The 25000-nt window shown below is 54.9% G+C and carries 19 protein-coding genes; all 19 read left to right on the forward strand.

All coding sequences use genetic code 11. From position 1 onward, the window contains the following. Nucleotides 1-24: 24 nt before the first annotated feature. The 19 genes from AC16KF_RS00515 (at nucleotide 25) to wecB (ending at nucleotide 24871) form a co-directional block, all read left to right on the forward strand. On the forward strand, nucleotides 25-777 hold the full coding sequence (locus AC16KF_RS00515; RefSeq protein ID WP_484035321.1) for an ABC transporter permease: 753 nt from the start codon (nucleotides 25-27) through the stop codon (nucleotides 775-777). A 13-nt stretch (nucleotides 778-790) separates the two neighbouring features. Beyond that, nucleotides 791-2206 (forward strand): glycosyltransferase family 2 protein, encoded by a 1416-nt coding sequence (locus AC16KF_RS00520; protein ID WP_484035322.1) that lies wholly within the window; start codon nucleotides 791-793, stop codon nucleotides 2204-2206. A gap of 68 nt (nucleotides 2207-2274) precedes the next feature. Further along, the gene (locus tag AC16KF_RS00525) at nucleotides 2275-4050 is read left to right on the forward strand and encodes an asparagine synthase-related protein (RefSeq protein WP_484035323.1); all 1776 of its coding nucleotides are present in this window, start codon (nucleotides 2275-2277) and stop codon (nucleotides 4048-4050) included. Between the two features lie 267 nt (nucleotides 4051-4317). Next, on the forward strand, nucleotides 4318-5502 hold the full coding sequence (locus AC16KF_RS00530) for an ATP-grasp domain-containing protein (RefSeq protein ID WP_484035324.1): 1185 nt from the start codon (nucleotides 4318-4320) through the stop codon (nucleotides 5500-5502). Nucleotides 5503-5764: 262 nt separating this feature from the next. Beyond that, nucleotides 5765-7063 (forward strand): glycosyltransferase family 4 protein, encoded by a 1299-nt coding sequence (locus tag AC16KF_RS00535; RefSeq protein WP_484035325.1) that lies wholly within the window; start codon nucleotides 5765-5767, stop codon nucleotides 7061-7063. Nucleotides 7064-7111: 48 nt separating this feature from the next. Then, nucleotides 7112-7726, forward strand: coding sequence for a serine O-acetyltransferase (locus AC16KF_RS00540; protein WP_484035326.1), 615 nt, complete (start codon nucleotides 7112-7114; stop codon nucleotides 7724-7726). 47 nt (nucleotides 7727-7773) lie between these two features. Beyond that, the gene (locus AC16KF_RS00545) at nucleotides 7774-8421 is read left to right on the forward strand and encodes a serine O-acetyltransferase (RefSeq protein WP_484035327.1); all 648 of its coding nucleotides are present in this window, start codon (nucleotides 7774-7776) and stop codon (nucleotides 8419-8421) included. 48 nt (nucleotides 8422-8469) lie between these two features. Beyond that, entirely contained in the window at nucleotides 8470-9768 is a 1299-nt protein-coding gene (locus AC16KF_RS00550; RefSeq protein WP_484035328.1) for a glycosyltransferase family 4 protein, read from the forward strand. A gap of 151 nt (nucleotides 9769-9919) precedes the next feature. Then, nucleotides 9920-11134, forward strand: coding sequence for a glycosyltransferase (locus AC16KF_RS00555; RefSeq protein WP_484035329.1), 1215 nt, complete (start codon nucleotides 9920-9922; stop codon nucleotides 11132-11134). Then, the gene (locus AC16KF_RS00560; RefSeq protein WP_484035330.1) at nucleotides 11134-12390 is read left to right on the forward strand and encodes a glycosyltransferase family 4 protein; all 1257 of its coding nucleotides are present in this window, start codon (nucleotides 11134-11136) and stop codon (nucleotides 12388-12390) included. Before AC16KF_RS00555 ends, AC16KF_RS00560 begins: the two co-directional genes overlap by 1 nt. Further along, a complete protein-coding gene (locus tag AC16KF_RS00565; protein WP_484035331.1) occupies nucleotides 12390-13625 on the forward strand; it encodes a glycosyltransferase family 4 protein in 1236 nt (411 codons plus the stop codon). Before AC16KF_RS00560 ends, AC16KF_RS00565 begins: the two co-directional genes overlap by 1 nt. Beyond that, on the forward strand, nucleotides 13625-14803 hold the full coding sequence (locus tag AC16KF_RS00570) for a glycosyltransferase family 4 protein (RefSeq protein ID WP_484035332.1): 1179 nt from the start codon (nucleotides 13625-13627) through the stop codon (nucleotides 14801-14803). Before AC16KF_RS00565 ends, AC16KF_RS00570 begins: the two co-directional genes overlap by 1 nt. A gap of 83 nt (nucleotides 14804-14886) precedes the next feature. After that, the gene (locus tag AC16KF_RS00575; RefSeq protein WP_484035333.1) at nucleotides 14887-17781 is read left to right on the forward strand and encodes a choice-of-anchor Q domain-containing protein; all 2895 of its coding nucleotides are present in this window, start codon (nucleotides 14887-14889) and stop codon (nucleotides 17779-17781) included. A gap of 204 nt (nucleotides 17782-17985) precedes the next feature. Beyond that, a complete protein-coding gene (locus tag AC16KF_RS00580; protein WP_484035334.1) occupies nucleotides 17986-19377 on the forward strand; it encodes an O-antigen ligase family protein in 1392 nt (463 codons plus the stop codon). 14 nt (nucleotides 19378-19391) lie between these two features. Further along, the gene (locus AC16KF_RS00585) at nucleotides 19392-20144 is read left to right on the forward strand and encodes a sugar phosphate nucleotidyltransferase (protein ID WP_484035335.1); all 753 of its coding nucleotides are present in this window, start codon (nucleotides 19392-19394) and stop codon (nucleotides 20142-20144) included. A 9-nt stretch (nucleotides 20145-20153) separates the two neighbouring features. Beyond that, nucleotides 20154-21101, forward strand: coding sequence for a glycosyltransferase family 2 protein (locus tag AC16KF_RS00590; protein ID WP_484035336.1), 948 nt, complete (start codon nucleotides 20154-20156; stop codon nucleotides 21099-21101). A gap of 103 nt (nucleotides 21102-21204) precedes the next feature. Continuing rightward, nucleotides 21205-22434, forward strand: coding sequence for a glycosyltransferase family 4 protein (locus tag AC16KF_RS00595; protein ID WP_484035337.1), 1230 nt, complete (start codon nucleotides 21205-21207; stop codon nucleotides 22432-22434). After that, nucleotides 22431-23786 (forward strand): ArnT family glycosyltransferase, encoded by a 1356-nt coding sequence (locus tag AC16KF_RS00600; RefSeq protein WP_484035338.1) that lies wholly within the window; start codon nucleotides 22431-22433, stop codon nucleotides 23784-23786. Before AC16KF_RS00595 ends, AC16KF_RS00600 begins: the two co-directional genes overlap by 4 nt. After that, nucleotides 23783-24871, forward strand: coding sequence for a non-hydrolyzing UDP-N-acetylglucosamine 2-epimerase (gene wecB, locus AC16KF_RS00605; protein WP_484035339.1), 1089 nt, complete (start codon nucleotides 23783-23785; stop codon nucleotides 24869-24871). Before AC16KF_RS00600 ends, wecB begins: the two co-directional genes overlap by 4 nt. Nucleotides 24872-25000 lie beyond the last annotated feature (129 nt).

Genomic DNA, 25000 nt, shown 5'->3' on the forward strand with positions numbered 1-25000 from the left:
AATCAGAGGAATAACCTGTATAAAATGCGCGACCTGGTCTGGGCGTGGACCGTCCGAACCTTACGCGGGCGATACCAACAATCTGCCCTCGGTTGGCTCTGGGCGATCGTGCAACCTGTGGCAACGGTTGCCATCTTTGCCGTTGTCTTCACGCGCATCGTCCCGGTCGATACAGGCGGGATACCCTATATTCTCTTTTCGTATTCAGCCGTGATCCCCTGGACGCTGCTTGCCTCCTCGTTGACCGATATGGCCGCCTCGCTCGTGCATAACATGAACCTGGTGGGGAAGATCTACTTTCCACGGGAGGCATTGCCGATCGCCGCGCTTCTTGCCCGCCTGGTGGATTTTTTGATTTCATTTATCCTGCTGGTTATCCTGATGCTGATCTATCGGATCCCGTTCTCTCCGCAGGGATTGCTTTTTCTGCCGCTCATCCTGCTGATTCAAATGGCGCTCATTCTCGGACTGGGAATTGGCTCCGCCGCCCTCAACGTGTTCTACCGCGACGTGGACCCCCTCCTCAAACTGGTGATTCAAGTCTGGTTCTATGCGTCTCCCATTTTATATCCGTTATCGCTTGTTCCCGAACAATGGAAATGGCTCTACTTCCTCAACCCCATGGCGGGAATCATCGCATCGTACCGCGACGTGCTGGTCTATAGCCGCATGCCCGGCGAATATTTGTGGTCGGCGGCGGGCATTTCCGCGTTGATCTTTATCGCTGGCGTGTGGTTTTTCAAACGTGTGGAATACCAATTTGCAGATATAGTCTAATGGATATAGTCTAATGGATGCCATGAAAAATCATCCGCTGGTCAGCGTGATCATCCCCGCCTATAACGGGGCAGACTCTATCGCGGCGGCAATTCAAAGCGTGGTGGACCAAACCTACACCAATTTTGAATTGATCGTCGTCGACGACAAATCTCCCGATACGACTGGCGAAGTCGTTCAACAATTTTCCGATACGCGGGTGAAATACATCCGCCATGAAGAGAACCAGGGCGCCTCCACGGCAAGATGGACCGGTATCACCCACTCAGCCGGAGAGATTGTCGCTTTTCTCGACCAGGATGACACCTTTCACCCCGAAAAACTGGAAGCGCACGTCAACTTCCTCGCAGAAAACCCCGAGGTGGGCTTTTCCTACAACCCATATTACGAACGCGTGCATTCATCCAATTCAATTCGCACGGTTGCCATACCTCCCCAAAATATATCGCTGGGAGAACTCGCTCTGGGCTTTTACCTTCCGCCCAGTTCATGGGTGGTTCGCAGGAAATGGGCGCTGATCGAGGAAATTTGGTATCCGCAAGTCGCCATGCGCGGCAGGGAAATCATTGTTTGCGGCAAGCTCTTTATGGCGGGGTGTAAATTCTCCCGTATCGACCGGGTCCTACACTCCCGAAATTATCAAGCGGGGCGGCGGTTCGGCGCAGTGGAGAAAAAGTGCGAAGATGAACTTGCCTGTCAGGAAGCCATCTTCTCAGACCCTCGCTGTCCGCCGGAGGTTTCGAACATGCGCCCCCTCGGAAATTCCGCCATACGCGCCATGTGGGCAAATGTCGCGTTTACCCAGGGTGAAACCGCAGTAGGGCGCAAATTCCTTTGGGATATTTCTCAAAGCGCTCCCGGTTTGTTTTATGGCGTTCCGTCGCTGTATACAACGTTTCTGATGGGATATTGCGTCGACGACGAAAGTCACGACTACGAAACGCTATTGGAATCCATCTTCAAACAATTACCCGCCGAAATGCCAGGCGCGCTTGGAAATTATCTGTGGGCGGTTGCCCGCGGCAATTACGTTCGAGGCATCCGCGCATTACTCTGGGACCGGGCTGGCGATGCTGAAAAATATTTTTCCCTCGGCGATGAAATAGGGTTTCAACCCGATAAAGCCTTTGTCTTGCAGGCAACACACGAACTGATGGGGTATGCCATGAGCGACAGCGGCGAAGCGGTCTTAACCCGGCTCGATTCTCTTTCCCCCCAACTTGAAAAACATCTGGGAAGCCGCGGAGCCCATTGGCTGGCCGCAAACTTCCTTGCGCAAAGCGCGGAACAGAAATATCGGAATGGCGAAACGAAACAAGTTCCCAGCCTGCTGTTGAGCGCTTTCCGCAAAAGACCGAAATACCTCGCCGATCGCGGCGCGCTTTCATTGTTCATTAAATCGATGTTCGGCATCGGAAATCGTTCCTGAACCACGTTCACCCCGGGCAGGAATCTCAACGCCATCCACAGCGCGGGACACTTTCCACGGAGAAACATATGAGCCAAATTCTAGGGTTTACTATCAGTCGAGGGCTGCCCCCCAATAACTTAACAAGAGCATTCGAAGCCGAAGACCGCGCCTTATCCTATTTCCCTCATCTTGAAAGAAGCTCGCTCGAGATCGGCGAAACAACATTACATATCTGGGGACGCGACACAATCTCCAACTGCGCGCACACCATGCCCGACGGATCGACACTCGCGCTGATCGGCTCCCCGCATCATTCGGTCTCCTGGGGCGCTGTGCAGGAAAAACTTCTGAAAGTGGAGCGCGATGAAGATTTTATCCCGCCATGGGAAGGGCGCGTACTCCTCCTGCGTGTCAACGCGGATGGCGATTCATGGACGATCTGGAACGACTGGCTGGGAAGCATGCCGGTCTACCACATGGAATCACCCCACAGCCGCATCGCTTCCACATTGGAGCCTGTTACAGTTGCCTCAGCCAACCTCACCCCCGACGACTTCTTCCTCCCGGGTCTGGCTTCGCTCCTGCTCAATGGTCATTTCATCTCTGACTGGACGCTGTACAAAAATGTGAAATCGATCCCGCCCGATAGTATGACAACCTGGAACGAACGCGGCTATCGCGCATCGCGGCTTTGGTCGGTGCAACCCAGCCAGGAACGTTGGAATTCGCTCTGGGATGATCTCGTCGATGAGATGCACGTCCTATCCCAGAAAGCGATCGCGGAAATATTGAAACAACACCCGCGCTGGGCGATGCCGTTGTCGGCCGGTCTGGATTCCCGCCTCATCGCCGGCGTAGCGGCTGATGTGGGTGTGGAGGTGCGGTCGTACGCCTGGGGATCATCAGACAACACCGATGTGATCTATTCCCGCGAAATTGCCAAAGCGCTTGGCTTCCCCTGGAAGCACATCGACCTGCCGAAAGATTATCTCATGAAGTACACACGGCGCTGGTTCGATATGTTTGGAACCGCCATGCACTTCCAGGGCATGTACTTGATGTCTTTTCTGGATGAAATTCAAGCAGAACCCCCAGCGCCCACGATCACCGGCTTCATCGGCGATGTTTTGTCGGGCGATGCCATCAACGATTCCGTTCGCTTTCAAACGACCAAACGGTATCAAGTAAACCACGAATGGTATTCCGATTGGGACCCGTCCCTGCTTCGCTCGACCATGAAGCGTCCCATGAACGACGCGCTCGAGGAAAATGCCGCAAACCTTCGCAAGGAGATCGATTCCTACCCCGGCGCTAATTACCAAAAATTAATGTACCTTGAGTTGTGGAGCAGGCAAAGGACGTTTATCAATTTTCTGTCCACCTTGAAGGATTATTGGAGAGGCGTGGCAACGCCGTTCCTGGATCGAACCTACGCGCGGTTTTGTTTTTCCCTGCCGATGGCTGTGCTGGATGATCGCAGGCTGTTGGGAGATGTCTTTCGCCGCTATTACGGAAAACTTGCCACCATTCCCGGCACGTACGGCTCCGAGCCGTATATCATGACCGGCAGGTATTTCCTCCGAAAGAAAATCGTCAACAAGATTCCTGCTCCATTGAGGAAGCCGTTCATGAAAGGGCTGGAAAAAACATCGCTGTGCGTCGACTTCGAGCCTTTGCAGGCTCATGGGAAAAAATCGGTGTGGCCCCTGTTCGAAGCCTGGGATCAACTCTCCGAATGGTTCGATATGAAACAAGTGGAATCGGATTTTCAAGCCGTGATGACCTCCACCCGTGATGTGCGTCCTTTGAGAAGATTGCAAGCGGTTCAAACGATCGCCTCGCGCCTCCTTCCACTCTCGTAGGGTAAGAGATTGTTTCTTTCAGACACGGACGCCACGGATTTCACGGATTTTCGCGGAAAAAATCTTTAGAAAGCCGCCTTTTTTCCGTGTGTTCCGTGAAATTCGTGTACAAAAAGAATAAGGTCTAAGGGTTGAGTTGGCGTTCCCAAACTCTTTTCCATACCACCAGGGCTTACACAGTTGGCGGGCAGTTGTACTGCCGCCGCCGCAGTGCAACTACGGCGCAACAGGTTCAACTGCGTCAGTCCTAACCACCAAAGGTGAATTATGAAAACAGCGCTCATACTTGGGGCTGGTATTTATCAGGTCCCGTTGATCCGTAAAGCCAAAGAAATGGGAATGCGCGCGCTGGTGGTCAGCGCGGCGGGCAATTATCCCGGCTTCAAACTGGCAGACAAAGCCTGTCATATCGATACGACCGATGTGCGGTCAATCGTTCAGTTGGCGCGCGATGAAAATGTGGATTGCATCTGCACCACAGGCACTGATGCGGCAGTCCGCGCATTAGGGGTGGTGTGCGACGCGCTGGAACTGCCCGGGATTTCAGAAAATGCCGGCGCGCTGGCAACAAACAAAAGGGAGATGAAGCGCCGGTTTGAATCCGCCGGGGTCTGCACGGCTCGCTTCCGCGACGTGTCGAGTTTGGAAGAACTACGTCAGGCATTCGATCTGTTTGAAAAGCCGGTGATCTGCAAAGCGGTCGACACCTCCGGTAGCCGCGGCATTATCCGCGTGGACGCCGCCGACGATCTGCCGCATGCCTTCGAATACGTGATGCGCGCCACGCGCCAGAAATATTTTTTGGTGGAGGAATTCATCAGCGGGGTGGAGTTCGGCGCACAGGCGGCGGTGATCGATGGGGAGACGCAGTTCGTGATGCCGCACGGCGATATTTTGTATCACGGGAAAACGGATGTGCCGATCGGTCACTACGTCCCGTATTCTCTGCCGGATCAGGTGAAAGACCTGGTATGGACCCAACTCGATAAGTCGATCAGGGCGTTGGGGTTGACCACCTGCGCGATCAATGCGGACTTTATCCTGCGCGGCGATCATGTGTATGTGCTGGAGATCGGCGCGCGCGCGGGCGCAACCTGCCTGCCGGAACTGGTTTCCACGCATTATGAAATGGATTATTATGCCTATATCCTCGAACTGAGTTTGGGATCGAGACCTCAGGCGCAATTTGAATCCAGAAACCCCTGCGGGAATCTCCTCATTACGTCTAAATCGGGAGGGAGCTTGGACCGCGTCGATGTGGACGGCAATGGCTTGGAGATCATTGAAACCGTGATCGATTACGATCATGGCGAAACAGCGCCAGCCTTCCGGTTGGGACCCGACCGCCTGGGGCATGTGGTCTTGAAAGCCGCGACGGAAGAAAAGATCATGGAAGATTTGAAACTGTTGGAATCCCGCATCCATGTCAAATTGCTTAACGGCAGATCGTAGACTTTTCACTGATGTTCACGGAAAGTGCTTATTAACTCACCTTTCGCAGTAAAGGTCGTAACGCGAGATTTATCTCGCGTTTTAGACTGTCCTTGCACAAGAACGACATAAATGGCGCATTAGGAGACCCGACTTGATTTCAACTGCGTAACATCAGTGATTCATTTCCGTGTGTTCCGTGAAATCCGTGTCCAAAACGAATAGGGTTTCAGACTTAAGAAACACTCTCTTATTTCGTTAATTTACAGAAACAGGTGTCACATTGAAAATCGGGATGATCCTGTATGATATGCAGGAACTGGGCGGGCTGGAAGAATACACGATCACGCTCGCGATGGGGCTTCAACAAATGGGGCATGAGGTCAGCGTATTGTCCACGGCTTGGGTGCCCTCGGACAATCAATATCTTGTCCGCCTCCGTCAGTCCCCGGTGCGGTTTACTCAATTGCCAAAGTGGGTATCCTTGCCAGCCTCGGACTGGAAGACGAAGGAAAAGATCCTCAACGGGTTGACGTGGCTATTCATCCCCCTGATCCTTTTTCTTGGGCTGGCGATCATGGTCGCAAAATGGACGCCGCCCGGCGACGCGTTCCAAAGCGCGCGGAATTGGTTTCGCGGGCGCGCGATGAAATGGGTGGTGGGACCCGATTGGCGCAAACCTTTTACGCGCCTGATGCTGGCATATTGGAAGGCGACCTGGCAACCGGACATTTTGCACATCCAGGGTTACACAACCAGCTTGTTGTTCGTGATCGATTGGGCGCATGCAAAACAACTGCCCATTGTGTATGAAGAACACCAAACGCCCGACCCGCAATTCAATTGGTGGCAAGGGTTCGATCAGTGCATCAACAAAGCGGATGTGGTCATCGCCGTCTCAGAAAAAAGCGCCGAAGGGTTAAGAACGATCTGCGGCGTGACGCGCCCCATTGTTGTTCAGGGACCGCTCGTGCCCGACCCCGCCGACTTGGGCTTCCCGGTCGATCACCTTGCGGGCGAGAACGGTCAAGTTCAATTGACCGCCATTGCAAGGCTTTTTGTGACAAAAGGACTCGTCTACCTGTTGGACGCCTTCAAGGAGATCAGAGCAAACCACCCCGGCGCATCCCTGAAGATTTACGGAGAAGGTCCGCTTCGAGAAGAGTTGGCGGCTCATGCCCGCAACCTGGGGCTCGATAGCGCTGGGATATTCGCCGGCGCGTTTACCTCGCGCAATGAACTATCGCGCATCATGAAGCACACCGGGATCTTCGTGATGCCGTCCATTTTGGAAGGGCAACCCGTCTCTCTCGTGGAGGCGATGGCGTACGGGCGACCCATCGTGACAACAAACGTGGGCGGGATACCGGAAATCATTCAAGACGGCGAAAATGGGTTGCTGTGCGCTCCCGCCGATTCGACCTGTTTAATGAAACAAATTAATCGGTTGATCGAGAATCCCGCTCTGCGATCGCAATTCGCTGGAGCGTCGCGGCGCTCCTATGAACAGGGTCCGTTTCGCCCGCTTTCTGTGTGCCAGAACTTTCTCAATGTGTACAATTCGGTGTTGAATCGCAATTGACGTCTGTGTGTGAAACTTCAAACTTCAAACCCTATCTATGGTGACACAATGATTGCAAAACTAAAAGCCATCCCTCATCTCCTGCTATTCAAACGCTCGGCAAATCGCAATGCGATCGAGAAAGACATGCTGAGGTGGTTTCAGGTATATAAACCTCGCCTAAAGAAACAATCCCCTGCCGATATGCTCGTCTGGCTGTTGAACTCCTTCCCGGAATTTCGCAATCTGTTCTACGCGCGGATCGGACGTTTTACCGGACTTCGCGGCCGGGCGCTATTCGCGCTTGCCAGAATATTGTATCCCTATCCCAAAGTGGCGCTCAGGTTTGCGGAACCGATCAATATCGGACCCGGCTTTTTTGCCCGGGCCGGTTTTGGAACTGTCATCGCCGCGCAAAAGATCGGCGAGAATTGCTGGGTGAACCCGGGTGTGGCGATCGGGTTCAGGGATGATAAAAGCGCTCCCCCGATCATTGGCGATAACGTATATATTGGCGCCGGAGCCAAAATCCTCGGTCCGGTGACCGTGGGAGACAATGCTGTTATCGGCGCCAACGCGGTGGTCACCCGCGATGTCCCGCCGAATTGCACGGTGGCAGGCATGCCCGCGCGGATCATCCGGCGCGACGGCGTCCGCGTCAAAGAATCACATGCGGCGTCTTGATCGTTGCGCCCCCCGACCAAACCTGGAATTGTGAACACGTATCCATCATGCTGGAAAAACTACGCTCATTCTACCGGACGTTGAAACTGTATCCCGCCCTGACGCTGGTGAAACGCTCTCCCGCCAGAAAGGTGATCGAAGCGGATATCGACCGTTGGTTGTTGATGATTTATCAACAGAAATCCAGCGATACCCTGGCGCGCAAACTTCGCGCGCTCATGTATGGCAAAGATATCGAGGAGTTTCGCGCCTTGCTGTATTATCGGCTGGGCGAACCTTCCCGTCTGTGGGATCGTATCCTGCTGTGCTTCGCAACATGGTTCCTGCCTCCCCTTGAAACATTGTTGATTACCCCATCGTCATCAGTCGGCGCTGGTTTGATCATCATGCACGGACACGGCACGTATATCGACGCGCAAGCGATAGGCAGAAATTGCCTGATCTTTCAAGAAGTGGCGATCGGGGCGAAGCATGAAGAAGGGGAGCGCCCAACCATTGGCAACTACGTGCACGTCAGTTCCGGGGCAAAAGTCCTGGGCGGAATCACCATCGGCGATCACTGTGTCATCGCCGCCAATGCGGTCGTCGTCAAAGATATGCCGCCGAATAGTTTGGCGGTTGGCGTGCCTGCGCGCACCCTGCGCAACGCGGGAAGCAAAGCCGAATACATTGCCCGCGGCGAAGTATCGGAATAAAGCGCGAAGCCTCGAACATTTTCAAATCCCTCAACGAAATTATTGATCATGCCTTCCGGGTCGAACAGAAAACTCAAAATTGCCATTGGCGTGCCGGAATGGGCGCCGTTTCAAGACGCGATGAAAGATAAACCCGCGGATGCCACCTACATCATCCAGCGGAATTTGTCTCATGGCTTGATCAGCCGCGGACATTCGCTCACCTTTGCCGCCCCGCTGACTGTGGACGAATTCGCGGTCACTTCGGACGTGGAGGCTGTTTCGCCCGCCCGCCGCTCGTGGACGGCTTCTCCTCTGTTTTCGCTGGCAAGCAAACTCGTCTGGCGAATCCAAAAGCTGATTGGCGTCCCGTACCTGAATTACTTTTCGAACTATCGGTATTTCGACGCGGCAGCGCTCGGGTTGAACTCTGCGGATGTGATCTACGAACGAAACGGCATGTACAACTCGGGACTGGCGATGGCGGCAAAACGCCTGCGGCTTCCCTATGTGATCTTTTTTGAAGCCGACCAGATCATGGAATTGGATATCATGAACAAACCGATCACCGGTCTACTGCGCCGGCGAGCGGATGGGATTCTTCGCTACAACCTGTCTGCGGCAGATTGCATCATCTGTGTGACGAATGCCGGTCAGCGGCATCTGATGAAACATTGGAATGTTCCCGCGGAAAAAATTGTTGTTTTTCCAAATGCGGTGCATATCGACCGCTTCAAACCGGATCGACAGGCGCGGGAAGATATTCGCTCGAAACTCGGTTTGCAAAACGACCCCGTAATCTTGTTCGTGGGAAATTTTTTTCACTGGCACGACGTTCCCACCCTGTTGACGGCATTTGTCGAAGTCTTGAAATCTCAGCCCACGGCGCGGCTTGTTTTAGTGGGGGATGGCGAGCGTCGCGCCGCCATGAGCGCGCTTGCCGCCGAACTTGGCTTGGCACGTTCGGTTATTTTTACGGGCATCGTATCTCACTCCGATGTGCCGCGTTACATGGCGGCGGCAGACATTGCCGTTGTGCCATACCCTCCGATGGATCGGGAGATGTGGCTTTCGCCGTTGAAACTTTTTGAATATATGTCCGCGGGATTGGCGGTGGTCGCTTCATCCATCGGTCAGATCGTGGATGTGGTGGAGGATGGCGCGAACGGGAGCCTCGTCCCGCCGGGAGATGTGACCGCGATGACCGCCGCGCTATGCCGCTTGATTGCCGATTCCGATTTCCGTTTGAGTTTGGGAGCCAACGCGCGCGCCACAGCCGAAAAAAACTTCTCATGGGAAAGCTACCTCGCCCGCCTCGAACGCGTCTTCCAAGCCGTGATCGACCGTCAACCCGTCAAAGACATCTAAGGCACTGTTTCTTAAGTACACGGATTTGACGGATGACACGGTCAAACACGGATTTTTATATGGTTTTCTCCGTGAAATCCGTGTGATCCGTGTCCAAAAAAGACTTAAGAAACACTCTTTAACGCCTCATTCCTAACGTTCACCTGCTTCCATGCCTGAAACCCTTCCCCTCGTCAGCATCATCATCCCTAATTACAACCATGCCCAGTACATCGAAGACGCGATCCACAGCGTTTTGAGGCAAACCTATCGTAACGTCGAAATTATCGTCGTGGACGACGGCTCGCGCGATAACAGCCGCGAAGTGATTGCCGCGTTCGGCGATACAGTCCGCGCGATCTTTCAACAGAACCAGGGGCTTTCCGCCGCGCGCAATACCGGGCTCACCGCCTCGCGCGGGAAATTCATCGGCGTGCTCGATGCGGACGATATGTACGAACCCGACTTTGTCGAAACCCTCGTTACCGCGTTGCGGGGTCAGCCGGAGGCTGACGGCATCTATTGCGGGTATCGGTTTGTGGACCATTTGAACCAACCGTTGCCGCAGATCGAGGCGCGCGAGATCGCGCCTGAAAAATTATACTGGGCGCTGGTGGATGGCAACTTCCTGGTGCCTGAATCGATGTTTGTGCGCAAACATTGTTACGACGCCGTTGGTTTTTTCGACACCTCCTTGCGCGCCCTCGAAGACCTGGATATGTGGCTGAGGATCACCAGCCGCTTCAAGGTGATTCATACAACGAAGATATTAACCCGTCACCGCATTTTGCCGGGCAGTATGTCCACCGACCCAACGCGGCAGTTCGAGAACCGCTTGCAAGTGGTGAAAAAGAATTTCGGAGCCGAACCAGCCCCCACTGGCGAATGGAACGAGGATCAGCGTCGCGCGTTCAGCCGCGCTTACCTCGTATCCGCTGTGGAATATCTTCAGGCAAAGAACGAAATCCGCGCGTTTGAGTGTCTGCGTTCGATGGCGATCGCGCGACCCGCATTGCTGGCGCGTGTGGAAACCTTCTACGAGTTGGCATGCGGTGATCAGCCCAAGGGCTATCGCGGCGAGTTCGCGTCGATCAACCTCGAGCAGAATACGCGCGTCACCCTGCGGTTGTTGGAGAAATTGTTTGCCGATCATGAATTGCGTCTGACAGAATTCAAGCGACCCGCCTACGCCAACGCGGAATATGCTTTTGGTTTGCTGGCTTACGGACAGGGCAACACTCGCGCGGCGCGGCGGCATTTCCTTGGCGCGTTGTCTTTCCAACCTTCGCTGATTCTGAATCGATCTTTTGTTGGCTCCTTGTTGCGTTCTTTCCTCGGCGCAACGTTGATCCAACCCCTGCGGCGCGCGATGGGGAGATCGAAGTAATGCGCATCTTGTTTGTCTCCAGTCAATACCCGCCGCACGAACTGGGCGGATACGAACAGCTCTGCCATGAAGTGACGCGCGAACTGCTCGCGCGCGGGCACGCCGTGAGCGTTCTCACCAGCCGCTATGGGGTGAGATCGGCGCAGGAAGCCCGCTCTGGGAATGTGACCCGCACGCTACACTTGATGACGGATATCCATTATTACAAACCGCTCGATTTTTTCTTCAAACTTCCCCGGCAAGAAAAAGAAAACCTGGCTGAATTAAAAATTGCCATGGAGGTGTTCAAGCCCGATGTGGTCATGTTCTGGGGGATGTTTGCCATGTCGCACAACCTGCCGTATTGGGCTGAACAATGGATGCCGGGTCGCGTGACGTATTACATGGCGTCGTATTGGCCCACCGATGAAGATTTGCATCTTGCCTACTGGAAGTCCCCGGCGAATCGACGGATCACCGAAGCATTCAAACGGGTTCTCCGGTCGTTTGCGCTTGCGCGACTCAAACGACAAGGGTATCCGCCGCGCCTCAAGTTCGATCATGTCATTTGTTGCAGTGAATATGTGCGCGATACGCTGGTGAACGCCGGTAAATTTCCGCCGCGCGCCTCGGTCGTCTATGCGGGAGCCGATCCCGCGCCGTTTCAACGTCTCGAGCAAAAAAAGAAATCCACAAAGACGGGTCGCGCGACCCGTTTACTTTATTTCGGCAGGCTGGTGCCTGATAAGGGCGTGCACACGGCAATCGAAGCGTTGGGCTTGCTGGCTCACAAAGGCTTCGCCGATCAAGTTGAATTGACCGTTCTAGGCGACGGGCATCCCGAATACAAAAAGTACCTGCAACAGCGGGTGACCGAGTTGGGAATCGAAAACATCGTTCACTTCTCCGGCAAAGTTGCCCGTGAAGACATCCCCGCCATGTTAAAGGACTTCGACGTTTTCCTGTTCACCTCCACGTGGCCCGAACCGTTTGGGCGCACGATCGTCGAAGCCATGATGGCTGGGTTGGTGGTCATCGGCTCTAATGTGGGAGGGAGCCGCGAGATCTTCCGTCATTACGACAAGAAGATGTTATTCGAGCCGGAAGACGCGCAAGGACTTTCCGACCGCATCGCCCGCCTCCTTTCGGACCCCGAACTGAGTCGCCGATTGGTAAACGTTGGCCGCAAACTTGCCTCAGAGCGATTCACCATCCAACAGATGACAAACGGCATCGAAGCGTTTCTGAAACAAGTCGGCCCTGCGGGAAGCCCCTGATGAGACTCTTGTTTCTCACCAACTTTTACCCGCCTGCCAGCCGCGGCGGATACGAGCAATGGTGCCAGGAAGTGGGCGATGGCTTGCGAGTGCGCGGACATGAGGTAACGATCCTGACCAGCGCCCACGAACGGGATCACCTGAAATCTCCCGACCCGCGCTGGGTGCGGCGCGAACTCCGCCTCGAAATGGAACTTGCCTCGCTGAAAAATGCGGCGTGGTTCTTTACGCGGCGAAAAAAGCGGGAGCGGGAAAATCTAGATTTGCTTCGTGAAACCGTGAAAGACTGGAACCCGGATGCCATCCTGATTTGGGGGATGTGGAATTTTCCCCGGTCACTGCCCGCCCTTGCCGAGTCTCTGATGCCCGAGCGAACGGTTTACTACCTGGGCGATTACTGGCCCACGCTTCCCAGCCAATACGAAAATTATTGGAACGCATCCCCGCGCTCATGGATGACGGGCTTGCCAAAATTATTGTTGAAGCCGATCGCCCGGAGCATTGTAGCGCGGGAGGAAAAGCCGCGCCTTAACCTGCGCCGCATCCTCTTCCCGTCCGATTTCATGCGTAAAGAATTTGCGCAACAGGGAATTGTCTCGACGGAGGGGCGCGTGGTCTTCGGGGCTGTCGATACCACTCCCTATCTGGAAGGCGGGCAAACGCCAAAGACGAACAAAATTATTTCCCTGTTATATATTGGACGGCTTACGCACGAGAAAGGCGTTCACACCGCCATTGAGGCTGTGACGCATCTCGTTGGCAAAAATAGAATCTCCAACGTGAAGTTGACCATTGTAGGCGACGGCGAACCGGACTATGTCGATTCGCTTCACAAGATGGTCGAACGCGCCTCCCTCGCTTCGTTCGTGACGTTTCTGCCTGCCCAGCCCAAGGAAACGTTACCGGCGCTTTACCGGCAAGCCGATATATTTTTGTTCACATCCATCTGGCAGGAACCGTTCGGGAGGGTGATCGTGGAAGCGATGGCGTCTGGGCTGGCTGTTGTTGGGACTGCGGTGGGCGGCGCGGCGGAGATGCTCGTCCACGACGAAAACTCACTCGTGTTCGAGGCTGGTGATTCAACTGGTTTGGCTCAAGCATTGCGACGGTTGATCGAATCGCCGGCGCTGAGGGAAAAACTGGGAAGCGCCGGGCGCGAAACCGCGCGAACCAAATTCGACCTGCGCCGCATGACCGACGAGATCGAACGTTACCTCGGATCATTGATCCACTGATGAAAATCCTTTTTCTCTCTCGTTGGTTTCCATACCCGGTGAACAACGGCTCCAAAGTGCGCATCTACAACCTTTTGCGCGGGTTGAGCCGTCATCACGATGTGACTCTGCTGAGTTTTGTAGACCAGACCGGGGGGCGTCCTGACGCGCCCGAAATCCGAAGCCTGTGTTCGGACATTGTCGTTGTCCCGTGGAAGGAGTTCGAGCCCGGCGCATGGCAGGCGCGCCTCGGGTTTTTGTCTATGAAACCGCGCTCGGTGATCGACACATTCTCGGCGGAGATGGCGCGCGCGATCACGACAGCCATCTCTGGGCAGAAGGTCGATCTCGTGATCGCGTCTCAACTGCAGATGGCGGCGTACTATCCATACTTTCAAGGGATTCCAGCGTTGTTCGAGGAACTCGAGATCGGCTTGTTCCATGACCGCGCATTTTCCCCGGACGGCAAAATTCGCCCCCGCCATGCCCTGACCTGGCTCAAATATCGTTTTTATCTTTCTCGGCTTTTCAATGGGTTTCGATCTTTCACGGTTGTTTCTGAAACCGAGCGCGGTTTGGTGGCGAGAAATTTCCCCCGACAAGAAGATCAGATCGAAGTCATTCCCAATTGTATCGATGTCGACGACTATGCAAATCGAGAGATAAAAAAGCAAGCCAATACCATCGTCTTTGCGGGTCCGTTCAAATACCGCGTAAATTATGAAGCCATGCTTTGGTTTGTCGGCGAGGTTTTTCCTTTGGTGTTGCAACAGATCCCCGATGCGAAACTGACGATCACCGGCGATCATGAAAACCTGCCTCTTCCGTCCAACCAAAATATTGTCCTCGCGGGGTATGTCGAGGACATCAAATCCTTAATCGCCTCGTCCATGGTCGCTATTGCGCCGCTCCAGAGTGGGGGAGGCACGCGGTTGAAAATTCTGGAGGCGATGGCGATCGGGACACCGGTGGTGGCAACCTCCAAAGGCGCGGAGGGGTTGGACGCCCAAAACGGGGCGCACCTTTTGGTTACAGATGAGCCGAAAATGTTTGCATCCTATGTTATAAATTTGCTTCAAGACCGGGCGCTTCACGAAAAGATTTCCATCAATGCAACCGCGCTGGTTGCCGACAAATTTAATTGGTCGAAGGTAATGCTCAAGTTTTTTGAGTTGATTCAAGAGATTGCCAACGGGTAATCCCTTTTGATTTTTTTATTTTTATTTTCCGCTCTGCCATGAACATCTGGCGCATGGAAGCGGACCACAGTTGAGGAGCTATGATGAAGATCGGTTTTCGTTCGATTCTTTCCCCGTTATTTATTCTTGCCATGGTCCTGTCGCAGTTTGCGATCTTGTCATCCGCCGGCGCGGCATGCGCGGGTGTGGTGTATGTAGATGCCAACTCTACCGCCCCAAGCCCGGACGGGTGCAGTTGGGCTACCGCCTACGCAAGCCTGCAAGACGCTTTGGCGGCTTCGTCGTATGGCGACCAGGTCTGGGTGGCGGGTGGGGTTTACTATCCCGATGAAGGCGCCAGTCAGTCCAACAATGACCGCAATAGTTCCTTCGCGTTGAAAAATGGCGTTTCGGTGTATGGCGGTTTTACTGTAGGCAATAGCCTTTTAAGCCAGCGGAATTCCAACCCGGCTACGAACGGCACAGTGTTGAGCGGCGATATCGATCAAACCGCAGGCAACGCCGGGAATGCCTACTCGGTGGTCACCGCAAACGGGGCGCTTACTGACGCATACGTGTTGGATGGGTTTACCATCACCGGCGGCAACCAGAATTCGGGGAGCGGCGTCGGCGGCGGCATGTACATCCAAAATACCAGTCCCACGCTTCGCAACCTGCTCATCACAGCGAACAATGCCAACGGGCGCGGCGGCGGAGTCTTCATTATTTCCACATCGGGTGTGGAAGCCAACTATAGCCGCGCCTCGTTCACGGATATCACAGTCAGCAATAACACGGCGGGCATCGGCGGCGGCGTGTATGTGCAAAATGGAAGTGTGTCCATCACGAGGGTGAACTTTATCGATAACGTCGCCACATTTGCCGCTGGCGGCGGCTTGAATCTTCAGACGCTGGGCGGTCCCGGCGTGGATGAACCCAACCTCCCAACATTGGTGGATGTGGTCTTCACGAACAATTCAGCCGTGGGCGGCGGAGGGCTGTTCAATAACAATAGCCAGACCACGCTTGATCGCGTGACGTTCAACGGCAATACCGCCACCCGGCGTGGCGGGGGAATTTTGAATGAATATGCCAATCCGATCTTCACGAATGTGACCTTTAGCGGGAATATCTCGTTTGAAAGTTCGGGCGTCGCGCCATGGGGCGGCGGCGGCATCCTGAATATCGATGGCAACCCAATTTTCAATAACGTCACCTTTACCGGCAATAACAGCGTCAACGCCTCCGGCACGGCGGGAGGCGACGCGATGCTCAACTTGACGGGAAGCGCTCCTCAGATTTCCAATAGCGTATTGTGGGCAGACGGCGGCACGAACGATGAGATCAAGAATGATGAAACCAGCTCATCTACTGTGACAGACAGCGTCGTGCAGGGTGGTTGCCCAGCCGGCGCGACTTGCACAAATCTAATCACGACCGATCCGCTCTTGAGCGCGTTGGAAAATAATGGCGGATTTACAAACACCCACGCCTTGATCGCGGGGAGTTCTGCCTTGGATTCTGCCGGCGTAAACAGCGTGTGCGCGAGCGATGATCAACGCGGCGTCGCCCGGCCGCAAGGCGCCGGGTGCGATATGGGCGCCTTCGAATACGGAACGCCTCCTACCCCGGGTCCATCTGCCACGCCCACCGCAACCTCTGTCAACACTCCGACCTTCACTCCCCAGCCGACATTCACCTCCACGTTCACCTCCACGCCCGCTCACACTGCAACGAACACGCCCACCATCACCGCGACAAGCACGCCATCGCCCTTCTTTAATGTCGGCGAAACAACAGTCCTTGGTATATCCTATTCGGGCGCTGGCAACCAACTCGTGGCACAGCAAGTCACTCTGTCGCAAACCGCAACCATTCAAAGCCTGAGCTATTATGTGTCTACAGCAGGCGGACAGTTACGGCTGGGCATCTATAACAATTCCGGTAGCGCGCCGGGCACGTTGATGGCGCAAACCGCCGCTTTCACTCCGGTAACCGGGTGGAATACACAGGCGGTCATCACGCCCACTTCGCTTCCCGCCGGAACCTATTGGCTGGCATTCCTGCCTCAAAGTAACACCCTGGCAGGTCGCATGACGTACGCAGGGGCTGGACGTTATTACGGCTACACCTTTGGGTCATTACCGGCAACATACTCGGCTTCCTCCGCTTCGGGCGCATTCCGCTTCTCGTTCTACGCCACCTTTGCGCTCGGCGCCGCGCCAACCAGCACACCCACAACTGTGCCGACAATAACGAATACCCCAACGCATACCTCGACACCCACCCGAACGTTCACGCCCACGATCACCAACACGCCAACATACACGCCCACGGCAACACTCACTCCCTTGTTTACTGCCACGCCAACCCATACAGCGACAAAAACCTCAACTCCTACGGCCACAAGTACCCCGACATCTACTGCAACATTTACCAATACTCCAACCGCAACCCCCACATCAATATTCACAGCAACCTCGACGAATACTCCCACGAGAACCCCAACCTCGACAAATTCGCCCACAGCCACATCGACATCTCCGGGCGGGACGCCCATCACCATCGGCGAAACGAGCGTTCTGACAACTCCGTATTCCGGCATGGGAAATCTCTTGATCGCCCAGCAGGTAACGTTGTCACAGAGCGCGACGATACAGAGCCTGAGTTACTATGTGTCCACGGCGGGAGGTCAATTACGATTGGGGATTTATGCGAATAACGGAAACGCCCCCGGCGCCCGCCTTGCGGAAACTGCCGCATTCACGCCGGTCGCCGGGTGGAATACCCAACCTGTGGTAACGCAAACCACAATGCCCGCTGGCACGTATTGGCTGGTATTCCTGCCGCAAAACAATACTCTCACGGGGAGGGTCGCATTATCAGGTTCAGGCCGATACTATTCTTACACCTTCAGCGCGCTCCCCGCTACGTATTCCGCGTTGTCAACATCGGATGGCTTCCATTTCTCCATGTATGCCACCTTGTTGGTTCCCTGAACGCCAATATGAAGCGCAAGATCAAGGATTGGCGTATCAACGAAATGTCCTGAGTCGAACGTAACCCCATTATGTGGATCTCCGTCCTGTGGACGGATCCATCCACCGGCTATCATACCCAGCCGCGGCTGAACGGATTGATTTGCGCATGTCCTTCCTGCTGTGGCTGGGTATTGAGTTAAAATAGCATCCTCGGCGCGACTCATGGACATCAATTTCAACCTGAAATTCCTCACCATCGACCGGCAGGTTACGATTTCCCGGCAAACGTTTCAATACAGCGTTGGCTTATTGACCATTCTGATCACTGTTGCCGCTTCATTTTGGGGAACTGTGAACGTGTTGGTTATCGCTCTGGCGGCGATTGGGGGACTGATAGCGCTGGGACTGTTATATCGTTACCCGTTATTGGCGTACATCTTTTTAATGCCTGCGGGAATGTTTGTCCCGTTTTCAGGACCCGGCGGCTTTAATGCCTCGGTCTTGTTGGTCGTTCTCATGTCGGTCCTTTGGATTGGAAACATGTTCGTCGTTCAACGGCGGTTCGAATTCGCGCGGTCTTCGGCTGTGCGCCCCGCCGTCTTTTTTATGGTCGTTTGCGTGGTCGCATTCGGCATGGGGCAGGTCTCGTGGTTTTCCCTTGCGCAACAGGCGCCGTTCGATACGCAGTTGGGCGGCTTTGCCATCTACTTCTTCTCGCTTGTCATGATGGTGATGACCGGGAACATCATCAAAGATATCCGCTGGCTGAAGGCGATCATCATCGCGTTCGTTGCGTTGAGCATGATATACGTTCTTGGCAGGGTGGTCGAATGGGCGGGCATCGATTCGATTTTTGAAAACGGATTTATCGCCAACAGCATGCTCTGGACGTGGCTGGTGATCCTGCCGCTTGCCCAGGCAATGTTCAACCAGGATCTTAAAAAGAATATCCGCATCTTCCTTTATATCATCGTCGCGTTGACGCTGTTCGTTGCAGTCATCCAAACAAGGGATTGGAAATCGGGCTGGGTGCCAGCCATGGTGGGTGTCGGCGTTTTGGTGGCGTTGAAATTCCCGAAACTCGCTTTTGCCTCCATCCCGTTTGCATTGATCGGTGTGGCGTATCTGGCGCAGGATCTAATATCCACCGACCAATATAGCTGGGGGACGCGCGTAGATGCCTGGGTTGTCGTCTTGGATATCAGCCGCGCCAACCCGCTATTGGGGCTTGGTTTCGCCAACTACAACTGGTACGCCCCTTTGTTTTCCCTGCGTGGATACCACATCCGCTTCAACTCCCACAGTCAATTTGTGGATATTATCGCCCAGACCGGACTGGCTGGCTTGGTCTGCTTTATCTGGATATTGTATGAAGTGGGAGTTCTCGGCTGGAGGTTGTCGCGGGAGTTGAAAGATGGTTTTGCGCGGGCTTACGCTTATGGCGTGCTGGCGGGCGTGGCGGCCTGTGTGATGGCGGCATATCTGGTGGATTGGCTGTTGCCGTTCGCCTACAATATCGGCTTGGATGGGTTCCGCGCCAGCATCTTGCCGTGGATCTTCTTTGGGGGGTTGGTTGCCATCGAACAAATGCGCAAGGAAAATAAACTTACCTAATACGGGAGGCTTGCATGGAAGATTTGATTGGATTGATCCCCGCCGCGGGGAAGGGAGTTCGGCTGGGTTTACCGTACCCAAAGGAGTTATACCCGGTCATCCGCAATAATCACTATAAGCCGATCTCGCAATTTGTGGTGGATAACCTCGTCAACGCCGGTCTCAAACACATTGTGTTTGTCGTAAACGAGACCAAGCATCAATTGATGGGATACTTCGGGAGCGGGATGCGCTTCGGATGCGATATCAGTTATGTGGTTCAGGAAGTGGTCGAGGGCAAGACCAAATCCACCTCGCCGGGGCTGGCGCACGCGTTGGATTCGGCGTACCACCTCATCAGAGGCAAAACCGTTTTCTTCGGCATGGCAGATACGCTCATGAAACCGAACGATATTTTCAAGCGAGTCTATGAAGCCGCCTCGCCGGAGGATGACGTGTTATTCGGCATGTTCACCACCGACCGCCCTGAAAAATTCGGCATGGTTCGCCATGGCGAGGATGGACGAGTCGCTGAGATCGTGGACAAGCCAAAACAGACCGATCTCACAGAGATGTGGGGATGCGTCATCTGGCGCCCGAAGTTCACCGAGTATCTGCATACATGTGTGTTCGAGGAAGGCATCTCGGATTTTGCAAAGATCATGAACGACGCCATATCTCTTGGAATGAAGTTCAAAGGCGTCCATCTCGAAGATGGGACGTACATCGACCTCGGGACGTACGATGAGATCGCCGAGATGGACAAGAAATACCGAGGGGAGGAATAAATGCCGGGTATGGAAAGCAAGCCACAGGTCGGGGAGGGAAGCGGCGAACAGGTCGTGGATATGTCCATTGTGTTGGTGTGCTGGAATAACAAGGCGTACCTCGATCCGTGTTTGAAATCGCTCTACGAAGGCGGGCTGAAGAGTTCGTTCGATGTGGTGGTGGTGGATAACGGCTCAACAGACGGAAGTCAGCAGATGCTGGCGGAAAAGTACCCGCAAGTGAAGGTGATCCAGAATGCGGGGAACGTCGGGTTGGGCAAAGCAAGCAACCAGGGGATCGAAGAGACGAACGGTCGTCATGTATTATTGCTCAACAACGATACGCTTGTGAACGCTCCCGCGCTCGATGTGCTGGTGGAGTATCTGGATGCCCACCCCAGGGCTGGCGCAACAGCGGGAAGGTTGTTGAACCCGGACGGTTCGTTCCAATCGGGGTTTGCGCCGTTTTCGACCCTGCTTGAAGAATTCCTGATCGTCACGCGCATCGGCGAGTTGTTGTGGACCGGGTATCCTTCGCATGGCGATGCGCAGGAGATCAAAGAGACCGGCTGGATGAGTTCGGCGTGTTTGTTGGTGCGGCGAGCGGCGCTGGATCAGATCGGACTGCTCGATGAAGGTTATTTCATTTATGGCGATGAAGCGGATCTGCAATACCGTTTGAACAAGGCGGGCTGGAAGGTTGTGTTCCTGCCGAATTCCTCCATCGTTCACTTCGGCGGCAGGAGCATGGATCGTTGGAAGCGGCGCAAGATGGTCTATCGCGGCAAGATGATGTTCTACAAGAAGAATTATGGTTTTGTCAGCGCTTTCTTCTTGCGCGTGTTGTTCTTCTTGATGAGCCTGGTGAAGCTGCTCGTGTGGGTGGTGGGCTTGGTCATCCCGTCGAAGAACGACCAGGCGAAGAAGGAATTACGCTCGAACATCGATGTGATGGCGTTGTGTCTTAATTTGAAGTGAGCAGTACCATTTTTTGAATTCAAGCCACAGGGATCGCAGAGCGCGCTGAGTGTGTAGGCTCAGAATCTCTGCGGACTCTGTGGCAAAATTTTAATCACACCTTATGAACATACTTTTCCTAACCCAAATTGTTCCGTTCCCCCCAGACGCGGGTCCCAAAGTGAAGACCTGGCACGTGTTGCGATTTTTAGCGGGGCAGGGTCATTCTGTAACTTTGGTTTCCTTCGTTCGTCCAGAAGAAGAGCCGCACCTGCCCGCGCTGGCTGAAGTTTGCGAGGCGGTCCACGCGGTGCCGATTCGACGGTCGCGCGCGGCAGACATCGGGTACATGATCCGCAGTTATCTCACCGGACGCCCGTTTCTCGTTGAACGCGACGATCTGCCAGCCATGCAGGAGAAAGTGACCAATCTGGCGCGACAGGGCGAATTCGATTTCATCCACGCCGACCAGTTGACGATGGTACAGTTCGGACTTCGCGCCGCGCAAACCGCGCCGAAGAAAAAACCGAAAGTGATTTTCGACGCTCACAATGCTGTTTGGTCCATCGTCGAGCGGATGCGCGAAAATGCGCGCTGGTTCTTGAAACCCCTCCTGGCAGTCGAAGCGCAGCGCGTCAAACGGTATGAAGGCGAATTCCTCAAAACGGTCGACCATGTGCTGGCGGTGACCGATGTCGACCGGGCTGGGCTCGAAGAAGCGTTGCGCTTCTCAAAAGTAAAACCCGGTGACAAACTTGCGCCGATCTCCACCATCCCGATCGCGGTGGATACGCAACAGTTGACGCCGGTCAAGCGCAAGCCTGCCTCGAACAATATCGTCACCCTGGGCACCCTGCATTACCCGCCCAATGCGGATGGCATCCGTTGGTTCTTCAACGAAGTGTTCCCGCTGGTTCAGAAACGAGTGCCAGAGGCAACGCTGACCATCATCGGCAAAAACCCGCCGCAAGATTTTCTCGAATTTCAGGCTCGCAATTCGGGGAGCGTGAACGTAACCGGCTATGTTCCCGAACTGGCTCCGTATCTGGCGGAGAGCGCATTGATGGTTGTCCCCGTTCGCGCGGGAGGCGGGATGCGCGTGAGAATCCTCGAAGCGTTTGCCTACGCCATGCCGGTGGTCACCACCACGATCGGGTTGGAAGGCATTCAAGCCGAGTTGGAAAGCGACGTGATCGTCGCCGACAAAGCGGACGATTTTGCGAACCGGGTCATCCAACTGTTGGAAGATCCGTCCTTACAGGAAAAACTATCCGTTCACGGACGGAAACTTGCGGAAACGAAATATGACTGGCAAGCGGCGCTCTCTGCCATGAAAAAGATTTACGAAGAATGACACCAACAGCAACCAAAAACATTCTGCAAAAGATTGCCGCGCAACCCTTGCCGTTCATCCTCACGGTGGCGGTCCTCTTGCGCGTGGCGATCGCGCTTGCCATGGGCGATACCGTCGTGGCTCTGCCCGGCATCTTCGACCAGGTCTCCTATCACAACCTTGCCTTGCGCGTTGTCGGCGGACACGGGTTTTCCTTCGGCGAATTGTGGTGGCCCATCACGCCCGCCGACGCGCCCACCGCGCATTGGAGTTTCCTCTACACACTCTACCTCTCGTTGGTCTATATCCTATTCGGTCCGCACCCGCTCGCCGCGCGCATCGCGCAAGCGGTCATCGTCGGCGTATTGCACCCGTACATCACCTTTCACATCGGTGAAAAACTATTTTCCAAAACCGTCGGCTTGGTTGCGGCGGGCATCACTGCCGTGTATGTCTATTTTTTCTACTACGGCGCGGCGCTCATGACCGAGCCGTTCTACATCACCGCCATTTTGTTCAGCCTGTATTTTGGAATTCGATTATCTGAAAACCTCGATCGAAAACTGGATACCAACCTCGGCGTCTCGTTGGGAATCTCGCTGGGCATCACCGTTCTACTGCGGCAGGTCTTTCTGCTTTTCATCCCCTTCCTGTTTCTTTGGATATGGATCGTCCGTATCCGCCGCCGGGTCGAGTTGCCTCTGCTCCCCAGCCTCGTCTCCATCCTGCTGACCATCGCCTTCATCCTGCCAGCCTCGTTGTACAATTACTCGCGCTTCGATAGGTTTGTCCTGCTCAACACGAATTCCGGGTACGCCTTCTTCTGGGGCAACCACCCCATCCATGGGACAAAATTCATCCCCATCCTGCCGACCGAAACCTATCAAGAAATGATCCCCGAGGAAGTCCGTTCTCTCGACGAAGCCGCGCTCGACCAGGAACTCCTCAAACGCGGCATCCAATTCGTCACCGACGACCCCGGACGATACCTGTTGCTGTCGTTGAGTCGCATTCCGCCATATTTCATGTTCTGGTATTCAGCCGATTCGTCCACGCTGAGCAACATTTCCCGCATCGGAAGTTTCGGGCTGTTCCTGCCGTTCATGCTATACGGTTTATGGTTGAGCGTCAAAGCCAATACCGGCGCGCAAGGGAATCGTTTCCTCAACCTGCTCTTCTCGCCGCAAGGACTGCTCATGCTCTTTGCCGTCGTCTACTCCGGCGTGCACATCCTCACGTGGACGTTGATCCGCTACCGCTTGCCGGTCGACGCCGTCTTGATCCCCTTTGCCGGGCTGGCGCTGGCAGAACTTGCCCAACGCATCTTGAAAACCCGGCCTCACCTACTCCGACAATTTCAGAGGACGCCATGAACATCATATCCGTCGTTGGGGCGCGCCCCGAGTTCATTCAAGCAACGCCTGTGAGCCGCGCGCTTCGCAAACACCACCGTGAAATCCTTGTCCACACCGGTCAACACTACGACTATAAAATGTCGCAGACCTTTTTCGACGAACTCGGTATCCCCGCGCCCGACCACAACCTCGAAGTGGGCTCCGGCTCGCACGCGGGGCAAACAGCCGAAATCCTGGTGAGATTCGAAGAGATCGTCCTCCACGAAAAGCCGGATGTGGTCATCGTCCGCGGCGACACGAACTCCACCCTGGCGGGCGCGCTCGTGGCGAGCAAACTACACATCCCGACTGTTCACATCGAAGCGGGCGAGCGCAGTTTCGACCGCCGCATGCCCGAAGAGATCAACCGTCTCGTTGCCGATCAATTATCCTCCGCGTATTTTTGCGTAAGCCAGACCGCCGTGCGGCAACTCGCCAACGAAGGCATCGCCAAGAACGTCTTTTGGGTGGGAGATGTGATGCTGGATGCGAACCTCGCCAACCGTCCGCTCGCGCGACAAAAATCGACGGTTCTTTCGGACCTCGGGCTGGCTCCCGCTTCGTACAGTTTGGTCACCGTCCATCGCGCCGCCAACACCGACGACCCCGCCCGCCTGACGAATATCGTCCGCGCCTTGAGCCGGGTCGGCGAGACGGTGATCTTCCCCGTCCACCCGCGCACACGCGGCGCGCTCGCAAAACTCGACGAGCAATTTGGCGGCAATGTCCGCTTGATCGAGCCGGTCGGGTATTATGACATGATGGTATTGGAAGAGAACGCGCGCCTGATCGCCACCGACTCCGGCGGCGTGCAACGCGAAGCCTATTTCATGCAAAAGCCGTGCCTCACCCTGCGCGACGAAACCGAATGGACGGAAACCGTCGGCGCCGGTTGGAACAAACTGGTCGGCGTGGATGTGGAGGCGATCGTCCACGAATGGAATTCGTTCGCGCCGCCGTCTGTCCAGCCGCCGATCTTTGGCGATGGCACAGCGGGCGAAAAAATCGCGGAGATCCTTGGGCAGGTCCAATTGTCGGTACATGAAGAACGCGTACTGGCTTAACCAACTGATGTTACGCAGTTGAAGCCAGTCTGGTCTCCGTAACGCGACATTCATGTCGCTTTTGCACAAGAATAACCTGAAAGGCGAGATAAATCTCGCATTACGAGCCCTACTGCGTAACATCACTTA

It is taken from the genome of Candidatus Defluviilinea gracilis (assembly GCF_057138825.1).

What these genes read in the sequence shown, in the direction of transcription:
- AC16KF_RS00570 (WP_484035332.1), top strand. Translation starts at nt 13,625, where the DNA reads ATGAAAATCCTTTTTCTCTCTCGTTGGTTTCCATACCCGGTGAACAAC.
- AC16KF_RS00525 (WP_484035323.1), top strand. Translation starts at nt 2,275, where the DNA reads ATGAGCCAAATTCTAGGGTTTACTATCAGTCGAGGGCTGCCCCCCAAT.
- AC16KF_RS00585 (WP_484035335.1), top strand. Translation starts at nt 19,392, where the DNA reads ATGGAAGATTTGATTGGATTGATCCCCGCCGCGGGGAAGGGAGTTCGG.
- AC16KF_RS00530 (WP_484035324.1), top strand. Translation starts at nt 4,318, where the DNA reads ATGAAAACAGCGCTCATACTTGGGGCTGGTATTTATCAGGTCCCGTTG.
- AC16KF_RS00520 (WP_484035322.1), top strand. Translation starts at nt 791, where the DNA reads ATGGATGCCATGAAAAATCATCCGCTGGTCAGCGTGATCATCCCCGCC.
- AC16KF_RS00600 (WP_484035338.1), top strand. Translation starts at nt 22,431, where the DNA reads ATGACACCAACAGCAACCAAAAACATTCTGCAAAAGATTGCCGCGCAA.
- AC16KF_RS00590 (WP_484035336.1), top strand. Translation starts at nt 20,154, where the DNA reads ATGGAAAGCAAGCCACAGGTCGGGGAGGGAAGCGGCGAACAGGTCGTG.
- AC16KF_RS00565 (WP_484035331.1), top strand. Translation starts at nt 12,390, where the DNA reads ATGAGACTCTTGTTTCTCACCAACTTTTACCCGCCTGCCAGCCGCGGC.
- AC16KF_RS00580 (WP_484035334.1), top strand. Translation starts at nt 17,986, where the DNA reads ATGGACATCAATTTCAACCTGAAATTCCTCACCATCGACCGGCAGGTT.
- AC16KF_RS00545 (WP_484035327.1), top strand. Translation starts at nt 7,774, where the DNA reads ATGCTGGAAAAACTACGCTCATTCTACCGGACGTTGAAACTGTATCCC.
- AC16KF_RS00515 (WP_484035321.1), top strand. Translation starts at nt 25, where the DNA reads ATGCGCGACCTGGTCTGGGCGTGGACCGTCCGAACCTTACGCGGGCGA.
- wecB (WP_484035339.1), top strand. Translation starts at nt 23,783, where the DNA reads ATGAACATCATATCCGTCGTTGGGGCGCGCCCCGAGTTCATTCAAGCA.
- AC16KF_RS00560 (WP_484035330.1), top strand. Translation starts at nt 11,134, where the DNA reads ATGCGCATCTTGTTTGTCTCCAGTCAATACCCGCCGCACGAACTGGGC.
- AC16KF_RS00595 (WP_484035337.1), top strand. Translation starts at nt 21,205, where the DNA reads ATGAACATACTTTTCCTAACCCAAATTGTTCCGTTCCCCCCAGACGCG.
- AC16KF_RS00555 (WP_484035329.1), top strand. Translation starts at nt 9,920, where the DNA reads ATGCCTGAAACCCTTCCCCTCGTCAGCATCATCATCCCTAATTACAAC.
- AC16KF_RS00540 (WP_484035326.1), top strand. Translation starts at nt 7,112, where the DNA reads ATGATTGCAAAACTAAAAGCCATCCCTCATCTCCTGCTATTCAAACGC.
- AC16KF_RS00550 (WP_484035328.1), top strand. Translation starts at nt 8,470, where the DNA reads ATGCCTTCCGGGTCGAACAGAAAACTCAAAATTGCCATTGGCGTGCCG.
- AC16KF_RS00575 (WP_484035333.1), top strand. Translation starts at nt 14,887, where the DNA reads ATGAAGATCGGTTTTCGTTCGATTCTTTCCCCGTTATTTATTCTTGCC.